11 protein-coding genes are annotated in these 14,657 nt (G+C 57.3%); 2 read left to right on the forward strand and 9 right to left on the reverse strand.

The window, feature by feature from the left end:
- Positions 1-141: 141 nt before the first annotated feature.
- From A6070_RS08580 to A6070_RS08605, 5 genes are all read right to left on the reverse strand, one after another.
- Positions 142-798, reverse strand: a complete 657-nt coding sequence (locus A6070_RS08580) for a metal-dependent transcriptional regulator (RefSeq protein WP_072287915.1) — start codon at positions 796-798, stop codon at positions 142-144.
- Positions 799-976: 178 nt separating this feature from the next.
- Positions 977-2,944, reverse strand: coding sequence for a ferrous iron transport protein B (gene feoB / locus A6070_RS08590; protein WP_072287917.1), 1,968 nt, complete (start codon positions 2,942-2,944; stop codon positions 977-979).
- Between the two features lie 67 nt (positions 2,945-3,011).
- On the reverse strand, positions 3,012-3,443 hold the full coding sequence (locus A6070_RS08595) for a Fur family transcriptional regulator (RefSeq protein ID WP_072287918.1): 432 nt from the start codon (positions 3,441-3,443) through the stop codon (positions 3,012-3,014).
- A gap of 88 nt (positions 3,444-3,531) precedes the next feature.
- Positions 3,532-4,266, reverse strand: coding sequence for a cytochrome c biogenesis CcdA family protein (locus tag A6070_RS08600; protein WP_072287919.1), 735 nt, complete (start codon positions 4,264-4,266; stop codon positions 3,532-3,534).
- Positions 4,266-4,778: a PaaI family thioesterase gene (locus A6070_RS08605; RefSeq protein ID WP_072287920.1), complete on the reverse strand. Its 513-nt coding sequence runs from the start codon at positions 4,776-4,778 to the stop codon at positions 4,266-4,268. The genes A6070_RS08600 and A6070_RS08605 overlap by 1 nt, the downstream gene beginning before the upstream one ends.
- Positions 4,779-4,860: 82 nt before the next feature.
- Here A6070_RS08605 and A6070_RS08610 point away from each other — a divergent pair, with 82 nt between their 5' ends.
- A complete protein-coding gene (locus tag A6070_RS08610) occupies positions 4,861-5,817 on the forward strand; it encodes an AEC family transporter (RefSeq protein ID WP_072287921.1) in 957 nt (318 codons plus the stop codon).
- A gap of 91 nt (positions 5,818-5,908) precedes the next feature.
- On the opposite strand, the gene A6070_RS08615 is transcribed toward A6070_RS08610, so the two are convergent.
- From A6070_RS08615 to A6070_RS08625, 3 genes are all read right to left on the reverse strand, one after another.
- Positions 5,909-9,355, reverse strand: coding sequence for a pyruvate carboxylase (locus A6070_RS08615; protein ID WP_072287922.1), 3,447 nt, complete (start codon positions 9,353-9,355; stop codon positions 5,909-5,911).
- Between the two features lie 193 nt (positions 9,356-9,548).
- On the reverse strand, positions 9,549-10,298 hold the full coding sequence (locus A6070_RS08620; RefSeq protein WP_072287923.1) for a slipin family protein: 750 nt from the start codon (positions 10,296-10,298) through the stop codon (positions 9,549-9,551).
- Entirely contained in the window at positions 10,295-11,701 is a 1,407-nt protein-coding gene (locus tag A6070_RS08625; RefSeq protein ID WP_083558872.1) for an NfeD family protein, read from the reverse strand. The genes A6070_RS08620 and A6070_RS08625 overlap by 4 nt, the downstream gene beginning before the upstream one ends.
- Positions 11,702-11,829: 128 nt before the next feature.
- Between A6070_RS08625 and A6070_RS08630 the strand changes: the two genes are divergently transcribed.
- The gene (locus A6070_RS08630; RefSeq protein ID WP_072287924.1) at positions 11,830-13,212 is read left to right on the forward strand and encodes a sigma-54-dependent transcriptional regulator; all 1,383 of its coding nucleotides are present in this window, start codon (positions 11,830-11,832) and stop codon (positions 13,210-13,212) included.
- 236 nt (positions 13,213-13,448) lie between these two features.
- Here the strand turns inward: A6070_RS08630 and A6070_RS08635 are convergent, their stop codons facing one another.
- Positions 13,449-14,654 (reverse strand): M24 family metallopeptidase, encoded by a 1,206-nt coding sequence (locus tag A6070_RS08635; protein WP_072287925.1) that lies wholly within the window; start codon positions 14,652-14,654, stop codon positions 13,449-13,451.
- Between the last annotated feature and the right edge of the window lie 3 nt (positions 14,655-14,657).

A 14,657-nucleotide genomic window follows, 5' to 3' on the forward strand; every position in this document is an offset into this window, starting at 1 on the left:
CAAGATCAGCCGGTACGAAATACTAACAAAGGGCTCATGTAAAACAAAGTCTATTTTCCTGCGTAAAGCCCTCCGGATAAAACAAAGGCCCCGCAACCGTCCAGAAGTTTCGGGGCCATCGCATCCGCTGCGTCAAAACAGCTATTCGCTTTTGCCGGTACGAATGAAAATCTCCCGCGCCAGCTGCTCGTCCACGGCAAACTCAGAGTTGCCAACATGAAAAATGAAGGAAGGAAACCGTCGGTTGAGCCGTACCCGATTGCCCGGCAACACGCCCAGAGACATCAGTTTCTGCATTTTTTTGGCATCGCTGGTGGCTAGATAGGCAATCTCGCCCTCCTGCCCCACCTTCATTTCGGTGAGGGGCACGACGCCGATGTCCGCCGCGCGCCGTGCAGCCCGGCAACACTCACCGGGAGGAATGGGACGGCCGTGGGGACAGGTTGTGGGGTGATTCAGAAGGGTGCAGATTCGGGTATCGACCCCTTCGTTGAGGAGATGCTCGAATTCACAGGCCTTGGCATTGGCATTGCTGCCTTTGAGATCAAGAATATCCATCATCAGACGCTCGGCCAGACGGTGGCGACGCACCACTTTTTCGCCGGCCAGGCGTCCTTCGGAGCGCAGATAGACCCGCTCTCCCTTGATTTCAACCAGGGCCTTACGTTCGAGATCCAGCAGCGCCGCATCGTCGGCCTTGACATTCAGCGCTTCGAAGGAGGCCGAGTTGTCCCCCTCTTCAACGACCGCGATCCAAACGGCTTCCAGCAAATCTTCAGCCCTTTCCGAGCGTTCCATCAATCGTTCTCCTTGGATTTATCTTTTTCGCTCCATCGGCGCAAAAAGCCGGGAACAACGGGATTTTCGTAACCACACCAGGGACAGTGAATCTTCCGGCATCCTCCCGGGCACGCTCCGCAAGGTTTCTGTTCCAACTTGTCGGGAGGCGGCAGCTCGCGGCCGCAAAAACCGCACTTCATACCAGCCACCCGGTAAAACCGAGGACCACATTGAGACTCCAGCCGACGCTGAAAGCCAACAGGGTAACCAGCAGGAAGATGCCGGCGGAGACCTTCCAGCCACGCTCCTTCTTCATCATGAGGAACTGGGCGATGCAAGGCACAAACAGTGTCATGGTGACGGCTGCCACAGTCAATTGGCGCGGCGTCAGCAATCCCTGGGCGTGCATGTCGTAAAGTCCGGCAGCACCGAAATCACGCCGGAAAAAACCGAAAATGAAGGCGGCGGTGGTTTTTGCGGGCAGCCCCAGTGCGGCTATGGCAGGTGACATGCCCCGCACCAGGGCATTCAGTCCGCCGGTCATCTTGCCGGCCCACAGCAGAACCGAAGCGAAGATGAACAACGGAAAGATTTCCAGAAAATACCACTGCATGCGGCTCACCGTCTTTATGACAACATTACGGGCCTGGGGCAACCGCATGGGCGGCAACTCCATGTAGAACATGGGGCGCTCTCCCGGCAACAGACGGGCGGACAGCAGGCCCACCAGCAGAAAAACAACCGTTATGCAGGCGATCCAGGTCGGCAAGGCGCCCGGCACGCCGGAAAGCAGGCCCATGATAACTCCGAGCTGAGCACTGCAGGGAATTGCCAGCGCCAGCAACAGCGTGACGATGATCCTTTCACGCACCGTTTCCAGTGTTCGCGTTACCATGGTCGCCATGGTGTCGCATCCGAAACCCAACACCATGGGTATTACCGCCCGGCCGTTCAGCCCGATTTTTTTAAAGATCCGATCCACAAGCATGGCCAGGCGTGGGAAATAGCCGACATCCTCCATGATGGAAAAAGCCAGAAAGAAAGTGCCGACGATCGGCAGTACCAGAGCTACCGCATAGCGCACTCCAAGGGTGAATATACCGTATTCGCCGACCAGCAGTTCCCGCAGCCAGTACCAGTCCGTAAGCCGATGCACCAGGTCAATCACCCAGGGGTTCAGGTAATTTTCGAACAGCTGCCCTTCAAGCAGGTCCACCAGGGTGCCGGCACCGAAACTGCCCACAAACAGATAAATGCCGAAATAAAGCGCCAGTAGCAGCAGGGGGAAGCCGGTCCAGGGATTGATGGTCCAGGCCGCCAGCTTTTCGAAAAAGCCCGGTTTTCGATCGGCCTGCTGATAAATGACTTCTTCCAGAATGGCGCGACAGATCCTTTTGCGTTCAAGGCTGATGCGCAAGTTCAGATCCAGGCGCCGCTCGTAAACCGTTTCGTTGACCGCCGCCTCGATGGTCTTCAGGTTGTCGCAACATTCGGCGGCCCGCACCAGCTTCCAGGCATCCTCGTCCTTCTGCAGCAGCAGCAAGCCCATGGAACGCGGCACCAGGGTGTAATCGCCTTTGAGATGTTCCGAAACCTTGGCAATATCCTTTTCCAGTTCACGGGAATAGCCGAACACCGCTTTCACGGCAGGATCGTAGTCGGCTATGACCTGGCGCAATTCGCTCAAACCACGTTTTCGCGCCATGGCCCCACCTATCACGGGGATGCCGAGTTTTTCCTGCAACAGCGGAATGTCAATACGCATTCCCCGTCGTTCGGCTTCATCCATAATATTGACCAGCAGCACCACCGGAAGCCCGGCCTCCACCAACTGCAGGGTCATGGGCAGCATGCGCTCGAGATTGCGGGCATCGATAACATGAACGACGGTGTGGGCTTTTTCCTTCAGGAGAATTTCCCGGCCGACACGTTCTTCTTCTGTAATCGGCAACAGTGAATACATGCCCGGCGTGTCGAGCACCTGATAGGAAACCCCTTCGATTTCACAATTGCCCCGGGATACCTCCACGGAGGTGCCGGGATAATTGGACACAACCGTATACGCCCCGGTCAGGGCGTTGAAAAGAACACTTTTGCCGACATTCGGACTACCGACCAGCACAATCTTGCGGACGGTGGAAGCAACTTCTGTTTGACCTGCCATGACGAAATCATTCCAGATGGGGTTGCAAAGAAAAAAAACGAAAAACTTGTTGTATAGATGGCCAGTTTCAGGAGGAGGAACACTTGGCGCAACGGCCGTATATTTCCAGACGGTGATCGGTCATGACGAAGCCATGCTCATGTGCAACCTGTTTCTGCAGTTCCTCGATACGCGCATTCTCGAACTCGATAATTTCACCGCATTCAACGCAGATGAGATGATCATGATGATAGCCGCGGTGAGCGACTTCGTAAAGGGACTGACCGCCGCCAAAGTCACGCTCTTTGGCAAGGCCACATTCCGCCAGCAGCTTGAGCGTCCGGTAAACTGTCGCATAGCCGATATGGGAATGCTTTTTTCGAACCCGGTGATAAAGTTCCTCGGTCGACAGATGGGCGGCAGCACGGAGAAATTCATCCAGAATGATTTCCCGCTGACGCGTAAGCTTGAGTCCCTGCTGGCTGATATAATTTCGGAACATCTCGCGTTTGTCGGCCATGGCACCTCCGATGAAATTGAATATCAAATTACCAGAGGCAACCGGCGCATGTCAAGATGCAACCGGGGCCGGCGGCACCTGAGCCAGATCACCCGACAACCGGCAGCCATTGATAAAAAATGGCGGTCAAATAGCTGAAACCATTAAAAAATAGTAGAAGCCCTACAATCATGAGCATGATGCCGGTGAGCACCTCGGCGAGACGAATATGCTTGCGGAAGCGATTAAAAAACCGCAGAAATCCGTGAAACATCAGGCCGGAAACCAGAAACGGCAACCCCAGACCGGCAGAATAGCTGGCGAGCAGGATGCCGCCACGCAAGGAACTTCCGGAAGATCCCGCCGCCATGGTCAGCACCGATCCGAGGATCGGCCCGGTACAGGGTGTCCATCCGGCTGAAAAAACCAGACCGACAAGAAACGAACCAAAATAGCCGGCCGGCTTGTTGTGAATATGGACACGCTTTTCACCCAGCAAAATGCCGAAGTGAAAAAGCCCGGTCAAATGTATGCCGAACAGAAAAACAAGCAGTCCTCCAAGCTTCTGAACCCAACGCAAACCATCCTGCAAAAGGCCGAAAAGACTGCCGGCAACCACTCCCATGACGGTATATACCAATGAAAAACCCGCGATGAACAGCAGGCAGTGCAAAACCACCTGCCAGCGAACCCTGCTTCCGGGATGAGATTGCTGCAATTGCTGAAAACTCAACCCAGTAATATAGGTGATAAAGGATGGGATCAGCGGCAGCACACACGGCGAGACAAACGAAGCCAGTCCTGCCGAAAAAGCAATCCAGAAGGTAATATCGCCCGCCTGCATCAATAACGTCCTTCCGTTATCGGTTTTGCCGGGGCGACCAAGCTTTCCGCATCGCCGCACACGCCCGTAGCGGGCCGCAACAGCCTGAAATCCGCAGTGAATTCCGCCACCGCATGGTCCTGATCATCCTGAAGATCCACGTGGACAAGGTACCGGCGGCCATCGATCTGCTTTACCGTGGCAGCAGCGGTTACCGTACCCTGGCGAACCGGCGCGAGGAACCGCATGGAGAGGTTGCGGGTCGCGAAAGGCGTCGAGACCGGCAAGCAGGTTTTGACCGCCATGGCGGCCGCCGTATCGGCCAGTGCGGTCAAGGCACCACCGTGCAAAAAGCCGCCCCCCTGAGAAAGTTTTACGACAAAGGGCATCGTCAACACAGCGCGCCCGTCACAGGCTTCGATAATGGACATTCCCACCAGTTTTTCAAACGGCGCCAGATCGACCCACCCTTCCATCTCGAACTGAGAGTCGGCGGGATTTCGCGGACTGTCGCCATCGACCAGAACTTTCATTGCGGACACTCCATGCTAAAAGAACATTGCAAACACCCGAAGCGGCAGGGTATGGTCGCAGGAAATCCAGCGGGGAATTCCCATGCAGCACTTTTTAAACACCCTGAACATCATCCTGCCAGTGTTTGCCGTCATCACTCTCGGCGTCATTTTGCGTCGAATCGGCCTTATTGACCAGACTTTTCTGCAACAGATCAACCGACTGCTGTATTATGTTTTTCTGCCGCTGCTGCTTTTCTACAAAATCAGCACGGCCGACTTCGCGACAAGCTTCAGCCCCAGGCTCACCCTGGCCATGATTGCCACATTGAGCCTGGGGGCCCTGCTGTCCTATGCCGCCGCATACCTGCTCGGTTATCCGCCGGAGGATCGCGGCACTTTCAGTCAGGGCGGTTTCCGCGGCAACCTTGCCTATGTAGGACTGCCCATCATCATGAGCGCTTACGGCGACGCCGGTTTCACCCGGGCCGGACTTCTCATGGGATGCCTGGTTCCGATCATCAATGTGTGGTCCATTCTGGTGCATATCATGGCGCAGCGCCACCAGCAACCCGAACGGCATTGGCGCCTGATCCGCCATCAACTGCTGTGCAATCCGCTTATCCTCGGTGCTGCCGCGGGTATTTTCTGGAACCTGGCAAAATGGCCCGTAGCGGGCGTGGCCGAACGAAGCCTGCACATGGTTACGGCGGCAACCCTGCCCCTGGCCCTGCTGACCATCGGCGGCGTGTTTTCACCGCGACAGCTGCAGGGGGACTTGAAACAGGCCGGGCTCGCCACCCTATTCAAGCTGGTCCTGTTTCCAATGCTGAACCTGCTGATCCTCTTGCCGATGCACCTGTCCACGATGGATCTCGGCATCGCCGTGCTGCTTGCCGCCACGCCCACCGCCGCCGCGAGTTATGTCATGGCGCAGGAACTGGGTGGCAATCCCCGCCTGGCCAGTTCCATTATCATCCTCTCAACCCTGTTTTCGGCGGTGAGCGTCACACTGCTGCTGCTGCTGTTGAGCTTTCTGCAGGGCATGCCAGCCTCATAGCGGTTCGCGGCAGCGGCACAAGGGTACCAAACACAAAGAGCCAGACAGGGTGTCCGGCTCTTTGTGTCCATACATTTATCGAGCAGAAGCTCTATTCCAGGATCAGCAGCAATTCGCCCTGCTCCACCTGGGTTCCCTCCCTGATCAGAATCTCGGCAACCACGCCGTCCTTTTCGGCTTTGACATTGGTCTCCATCTTCATCGCTTCGGTAGACAACAGAATATCGCCTTTTTTCACAACACAACCGACATCGACCAGAATCCGGAACACTTTGCCGGGCATCGGCGCACCGACATGATGCAGATTGTCCGGATCGGCCTTGCGATGCTTGATCTGATCGTCGGCTACCGAAAGGTCGGGAACCATGATCTGGCGCGGTTCGCCATTGAGCTCGAAATAGATGTCGCGATGTCCGTCATCCTGAATCCGGCCGATGGCATTGAGCTGCACCAGCAGGTTTTTGCCCGGCTCCATTTCTACGGTACATTCGTCGCCGAGATCCAGACCATAGAAGAACACCGGCGTCGGCAGCACCGACGTGTCCTGGTATTCCGTTCGATGTGCATCGAACTCCTCGAAAACGCCGGGGTAAAGCACCGCCGACAACACGTCCCGCTCCGAAACCGGATGGCCGAGTTTGTTCTCCAATTCCTGACGTTTGGCGACGAAATCGACCGGTTCGAGAAATTCACCAGGGCGGCAGGTCAAAGGTTCCTCGCCCTTGAGAACGATCTTCTGCAGTTTCTCGGGGAAACCACCGTGAGGTTGCCCGATCATGCCCTTGAAGAAATCAACCACACCCTGCGGAAAAGTCAGTTCCTGCCCCCGTTCGTAAACATCCTCCGGTTGCAGATTGTTCTGCACCATGAACATGGTCATGTCGCCGACGATCTTGGATGACGGCGTGACCTTGATGATGTCGCCGAACATGTCGTTGACTTTGCGGTACATCTCCTTGCACTCTTCCCAGCGGTCGCCGAGACCAAATCCCTCAACCTGCGGTTTGTAGTTGGAATACTGGCCCCCGGGAATCTCGTGATGGTAGACCTGGGCGGTGCCGCTGCGCAGCTCCGACTCGAACGGCGCATAATAGGTGCGCACCGTCTCCCAGTAATTGGCCAGCTTCTGAATACCTTCCTCGTCCAGACCGGGGTCGCGATCATGTCCTTTTAGAGCAGCCAGCAGCGCATTCATGTTGGGCTGCGCGGTCAGACCGGATACGGACGACAGGGCCGTATCAACGATATCGACACCGGCCTGGGCGGCCAGCAGCAGAGTCGCCCCGCCGTTGCTGGAGGTATCATGGGTGTGCAGGTGGATGGGAATCCCGACCTCCTGTTTCAATGCCCGCACCAGTTTTTCGGCGGCCAGCGGCTTGAGCAGCCCGGCCATGTCCTTGATGCCAAGGATATGGGCACCCATTTTTTCCAGCTCTTTGGCCATGTTAACGTAGTAGGACAGTGGATACTTGTCGCGCTTGGGATCGAGAATGTCCCCGGTATAACAGATAGCCGCCTCGCAGACACCACCGGACTTGCGTACCGCATCCATGGCTACCTGCATCCCCTTGGTCCAGTTCAGAGAATCGAAAATGCGGAACACATCGATGCCGCTCTCTGCCGCCTTGGCGACAAATTCCCGCACCACGTTATCAGGATAGTTGCAGTAACCGACGGCGTTGGAGGCCCGCAGCAGCATCTGGAACAGGATGTTGGGGATTTTTCTGCGCAGCCGGTCCAGACGCTCCCATGGATCCTCCCGCAGAAAACGCATGGCGACATCAAAAGATGCGCCGCCCCACATCTCCAGCGAAAAAAGCCCACTGCCAAGGTGACTGGTGGCCGGAGCAATCTTGGCCAGGTCATGGGTTCTGAAGCGGGTGGCCATCAGCGACTGGTGAGCGTCACGCATGGTGGTGTCGGTGATCAGCAACTGCGGCTGCTCAAGAGCCCACCGCGCCAGGCCTTCGGCCCCCTTTTCGAGCAGGATGTCCCGTGAGCCCTTCGGACGCGGCACGTCATAGCGGATTTCCGGAATGCGGGGGTCGCGCAAATCCTTGTAATGCAATGGATTTTTAATGCCTGGATAGCCATTGACCACCACATGCCCGATATAGGACAGCAGCTTGCTGGAACGATCACGTTTTTCCGGTATCTCGAACAGTTCGGGATGCGTGTCGATAAAACTGGTATCGCAGGCCCCGGCCAGAAAGGTCGGGTGGTTGATGACGTTGGCCAGAAAACCAATATTGCATTTGACACCGCGCAGCCGGAATTCCGCCAGACTGCGGTCGGTAGTGCGGGCCGCCTCGCGCAGGGTCAATCCCCAACCGCTGATTTTAACCAGCAGCGAATCGTAATGGGGAGAGATCCGCGCCCCGGGAAAAGCGCTGCCGGCATCGAGACGCACGCCGAACCCGCCAGGGCTGCGATAGGCCGTAATGGTGCCGAAATCAGGGGAAAAGTTCCGGGTCGGATCTTCGGTCGTGACACGGGCCTGAATGGCGAAACCGTTGAGCTGAATATCCTTCTGGCCGCGTATGTTGATTTCCGGATCGCTCAAACGGTATCCCTCGGCCACGCGGATCTGGGCCCGCACCAGATTTCGCCCGGTCACCATTTCCGTCACGGTATGCTCGACCTGAATGCGGGTATTGACCTCGATAAAGTAGAAATGGCCTTCGGCATCCATCAGGAATTCAACCGTACCGGCGTTGACATAGCCGACATGATTGGCGATGCGCAGGGCGTAATCGCACAACTCCTGCCGCTTGGCGGCGCTCAGGTTCGGCGAAGGTGCCACCTCGATGACTTTTTGGTGACGGCGTTGAATGGAACAGTCGCGATCGTAGAAATGCACCACGCTGCCATGCTGGTCGCCAAGGATCTGCACTTCGACATGCTTGGGGTTTTCAATGTATTTTTCAAGGAAAACCGACGGGTTACCAAATGCCGCCTTGGCTTCCGAGGATGCCGACCGCAGACCTTCGGCCAACTCCTGCCGGTTACGCGCGATGCGCATGCCGCGCCCGCCGCCGCCAGCGGCGGCCTTGACCATGATGGGATAACCACATTTGGCGGCGAACAGCAGCGCTTCCTCTTCGCTGGTCACCGGCTTGTCGGTCCCGGGAACCACCGGAACACCAGCCTCGATGGCCACCTTGCGCGCCGCCACTTTGTCGCCGAGCTTGCGCTGGATCTCGGCACCCGGGCCGATCAGGGCGATACCGGCCCTCTCGCAGGCTTCGGCAAATTCAGGGTTTTCCGACAGAAAGCCGTAGCCGGGATGGATGGCATCGACGTCCTTCTTCTTGGCCAGATCGATAATTTCGTCGATGCCGAGGTAAGCCTCGATAGGCCCTTTGCCCTTGCCGACGCGATAGGATTCATCCGCCTTGTAGCGATGCAGGGCCACCCGATCCTCTTCCGAATAGATGGCCACCGTTTTGATGCCCAGTTCGATGCATGCGCGAAAGATGCGAATGGCGATTTCACCACGATTGGCCGCCATGACTTTATTGAATGTCTTTATTTCCATGAATCAAACCTCCCTGGTGCTAAGTGTTTGGACCGGCCGGCTACTTTACCAAAATCACAAGTCCAAAACAACAATCTGTTTATTCGAGAAAACCGATATATCGAAACTGCCCGAAAGCATTTACGCCGCATCTCGCCGCGGCACCCCGTCATTCAGGAGCGATGCAGACCGTCAGCATGACCAAGACATGCGATCATTCTTTGTGCGGGCCTCCCAAAAACGGCCGGACAAGATCCACCGGAAACGGGAAAACTACCGTCGAACTGTTCTCCGTGGCGATTTCGGTCAGGGTCTGAAGATAACGCAACTGCAGGGCGCCCGGCTGGGAAGAGATAATGCCGGCCGCATCGGTGAGCTTCTGTGCCGCCTGAAATTCCCCTTCGGCATGAATGACCTTGGAACGCCGCTCGCGTTCGGCCTCGGCCTGACGGGCCATGGCCCGCTGCATCTCCACCGGCAGATCGACATGCTTGATCTCGACATTGGAAACCTTCACCCCCCAGGGATCGGTCTGACGATCGAGGATTTCCTGCAGATGCCGGTTGATATTCTCGCGATGCGCCAGCAGTTCGTCCAGTTCGGACTGCCCCAGCACACTGCGCAGGGAAGTCTGCGCCAGCTGACTGGTCGCGTAAAGGTAGTTTTCCACCTCGATGATCGATTTTTCCGGGCTGACCACCCGGAAATAAAGCACCGCGTTGACCTTGACGGAGACGTTGTCCTTGGTGATGACGTCCTGCGGTGCGACATCCATGGCCACAGTGCGCAGGCTGATTTTCATCAGGCGGTCAACCACCGGAATGATGAGTCGCAGTCCCGGCCCTTTGACTCCGGCAAAACGTCCCAGACGAAACACCACGCCACGTTCGTATTCGTAAATCACTTTCACGGCACTGGAAAGGATCAGGACCAGAAAAACCAGGACTATGACGGGATAGATCATGGGATATTCTCCTTGTCGGAACCTGACATTGGGTGTGTATTCACCACGGTGTGAACCGGTTTCGGACGCCGCACTTCCAGGCGCAGGCCCTGCGCCATTCGCACCACCTCGACGGTCTCACCGGCGGGAATCGGCTCGTCGGCGTAGGCGGACCAGTATTCGCCACGCACGAAAATCTGCCCATCTCGATATACTTCGGTAAGCGTCTCGCCGCGCAGACCGGCCATGCCCTCCTGCCCGGACACAACACGCCGCCGTTGGGCGCGGACGACAAACCAGGCCACCAGCAGACAGAACCCGGCCGTCACCACTGCCGTCCCGGCGATAACCGCCCTGGAAAGCCGCATAAAGGGTTCGGTATGTTCAAACAACATCAGTGAGCCGAAGGTCATGCTGATCAGGCCTCCGACGGTAAGCATGCCGAACGAGGTCACTTTCACCTCCAGAACAAACAGTACCAGAGCCAGTACAATCAGCAGCATGCCGACATAATTGACCGGCAGGGTCTGAAAGGCAAACAGCGCCAGCAGTAACGCCATGGCGCCGACGGCGCCGGGCAGCACCACCCCGGGTTGACTGATTTCGAAAAAAATGCCGAGCAAACCGAGCAGGAGCAGCATATAGGCCACATTCGGGTCGCTTATGGTATTAAGAATCTTCTGCCGCCAGTCCATGCCGGAAAACTTTACCGTGGCATCCTGGCAGACCAGCTGACGAATCTCATCACCGCGACGGTACGTGCGCCCATGCAGCATCCGCAGCAGTTCCGTACGGTTCTCGGCCACCAGATCGACAACCTGACGCTGCAACGCCTCATGGGCCGCGATGGAAACGCTATCACGCACCATCTTCTCCGCCCATACCGGGTTGCGACCCCGGCGCATTGCCAGACTGCGTGCATAGGCGGCCGCATCTTCCACGACCTTTCCCATCAACACATCGTCACCATTGTCCCGTCCGCCGCCGATGGATACCGGGTGAGCCGCACCGATGTTGGTACCCGGCGCCATACCGGCAAAGTCGGCGGCCAGGGTTATCAGCGCGCCGGCTGAAGCGGCGCGTGCACCGGCGGGGCCAACAAACACCACCACCGGCACCTGCGAACCGAGCACCGCCTTGACGATCTGGCGCATAGCAAGGTCCAGGCCTCCAGGCGTGTCGAGCTCCAGAAGAAAAGCCGCGGGCTTTTCACGGTTGACGCGATCGAGTTGCTCCGTTACAAATGCAGCAACGGCGGGGTTGATGGTCCCCGAGATGCGCACTGCCTCGACCACCGGAGCAGACACCGGCACCTCGGCCGCATCTGACCGGGAACCAGGCATGCCAACCAGCATAAACAGCAGCGGGACCAGCATCCAGACAGGCGATACAAAGATTCTGTGAGCGCCCCATGCGTCAATCATTTGAATCACCACCCCATCAATGCGCCAATTTTTTAACGCAAACACTTGCCTGAGCCTTCAGGACATGGTAGCTTCCTAGCATAGCGTCAATCGGATGACAAAGCCACCTTTTTTTCACAGGTTACGCCATGAAAAACATATCACAGATTCTGGTTATCGAAGACGAAGCCGCCAACCGGGAAGCCATCGCCCTGCTGTTGAGCAGCGCCGGCTACCAGGTGACCACCGCCGAAACCGGCGAAAAAGCCCTTGAGATTCTGGCCAAAACGCCTTTCGAGGTCATCCTCACCGATCTTTTTCTGCCCGGCGTCAGCGGCATCGAGATCCTGAAGCGCGTCAAGGAGCAGTGGCCCTTCACCAATGTCATACTGATCACCGGCAAAGGTTCAGCAGAGTCGGCGGTCGAAGCCATGAAAGAAGGGGCCTTTGACTATATTACCAAACCTCTGCACTTCGAAAAGCTGCAGGTTATCATTGCCAAAGCCCTGGAAAAAAGCCGGCTCATCGCGGAGAACCTGTACCTTCGTCAGCAACTGCGAGGCAAATACCGCTTCGACAACATTATCGGCAACAGCCTTGCAATGCAGCATGTCTTCTCCCGCATGGAAAAGGTTCTGCACACCGATTCGACGATTCTGATTCTCGGGGAATCGGGTACCGGCAAGGAACTGGTCGCCAAAGCCATCCACTACAATGGCCACCGAAAGGAAAAACCGTTTGTGGCCATCAACTGCGGCGCCATCCCCGCGGAGCTACTGGAAAGCGAGTTGTTCGGCCATGTTCGCGGGGCCTTTACCGGTGCGGTGGCGGATAAGACAGGGAAATTCCAGCAGGCCCATCAGGGAACCGTGTTCCTGGATGAAATCGGTACCATGCCGCTGCACCTGCAGATGAAGATGCTGCGCGTGCTGCAGGAACAGGAAGTGGAAAAAGTCGGATCATCAAAGAAAATAAAGCTGGACGTAAGGGTCATCTCCGCAACCAACGCCAACCTGGAACAAGAAGTCGAACGGGGTCGCTTCCGCGCCGACCTCTACTACCGGCTCAATGTTATCCCCATAACGCTGCCGGCCCTGAGGGAAAGACGCGAGGATATTGCCTTGCTGGCTCGTTATTTTCTGCAGAAAACCTGCAATGAACTGAACCGGCCGCTACTGTCCATCACGCCCGGAGCCATGTCCTGCCTGGAAAACTACCACTGGCCGGGAAATGTGCGCGAACTCGAGAATGTCATAGAACGCACCGTCACCCTCACCGAAGGATTGGCCATCGGCAAAAGCGATCTGCCGGCCAATATCAGCGGCAGCAGCTGCGAGGACGAAGAACCTCAGATTTCCTGCCCCCGGCTGACCGAAGCGGGGCTGGATATGCCCGAGATCATCGCCAACATCGAACGTTGCCTGATCCGCTCCGCCATGGACCTGAGCCAGGGGGTCAAGGCCCGCGCCGCGGAACTGCTCAACATCAAACGCACCACCCTGGTTGAAAAAATCAAGCGACTGAATCTCTGAGCCCGGATCCGGCGCTTTCCGACCTGGGCGCTGCCGCTCCAGATGTAGGGCATGACAGCGGCGGCAATCAGCTGCACCCGGGGATTGAAGGCCCCGGAAGATAAAACGGCAACAGAACTGGCGGCGGGGAAGAGATCGGAATCATGCTTTTGTAACCGGCGGGAAATTGCGGCATACGGCATGGCGCCGGCCAATGTCTTTGGCCTGTAGGAACCTTAGCGCAAAAGATGCGAAGCTTATAAAATGCGCAGGGACTCGTCGGACAGGGTCAGGGATTCGAGGCCGTCGCGGGTCACCACAAAGGTATTTTCGATGCCAACCGCGCCCAGCCCCGGAAAAACCGCCTTCGGCTCAAAGGCGAAGGTCATGTTTTCTTCCAGCCGCTGGTCGTGCATATTGCGGGCGATAAAAGGATATTCATCGATTTCAAGCCCGATGCCATGACCGATAAAGGACACCTGGTTACCCACGGTCCCCATGAAGTGCTCCGCGTACCCAAGATCGGTGGCCAGGCGGCAACACTCATCGTACAAACAGCCCCACGTCGCACCGGGGCGGGCGGTTTCAACCAGCAAGGCCTGTATTTGACACATGGCATCGTAAGCCCTGCACAGCTTTTTATCAAGGTGACCCAGAGCAAAGGTGCGGGTCTGATCCGCATAATACCCCGCCCCGTAGCCAATCAGATCCACCGTTACCGGCACGCCAGCGGTCAAAGGCTTTCCGCTGGGACCGAAACCGATGGCCGGGTGCAGCCCCACGCCTCCCAGCGGAGTGTTGCGAAAGGACGGCACGGCGCCGTTGTCGCCGATCAGGACCATGCCCATGGCGACTTCGCCGTTAAAAGCACGCATGCGCGCATAGCCGGGGTGCCCGAGGCTGCGCGCCCTCCCCTCCAGAGCAACGGCCAGTTCGAGATCGGTAAGCCCCTCACATGCCAGGTGCAGCGCCAGTCGCCAGACTTCGTCGAGACCGATGGCGGCCCGCCGCATTTGCTGCAATTCCCAGGCAGACTTTATCGCCCGCGTCCGGCGGATCAGCGGCGAAACATCTTGGATATGGGGGTTTCCCAGAGCCGCGTCCAGCTGCCGGTACAAAGCCACCGGCAACACATCGAGTTCCAGACCGATCCGCCGACCGGGAGGCAAGCCGAAGTCTTGAAGGATACCGGATAGTTCCCGGAAGGAACCAAAAGTGATGATACGCGAAAGGCAGGATTCGCGGCGAGCCCGAGCGGCATCCCGTCGTACCAGATAAACCGGTTCGCCCGCCGCGGGGATGTAGAGCAGTCCGCTCTGAAGCGTTCCGGTAAAATAATAAAGATCGGCATTCTGCATGACCACCCCGGCATCGAGGCCGGCCACGGCCATGCGCCGCTGCAGAGCGCCAAGTCGCGCCTCAAGCTCGGTGCATGGCACGTTCGCTTCGAATTCGCCGCCCACGGT

Source organism: Syntrophotalea acetylenica (assembly GCF_001888165.1).
GTDB classification, from domain to species: Bacteria; Desulfobacterota; Desulfuromonadia; order Desulfuromonadales; family Syntrophotaleaceae; genus Syntrophotalea; species Syntrophotalea acetylenica.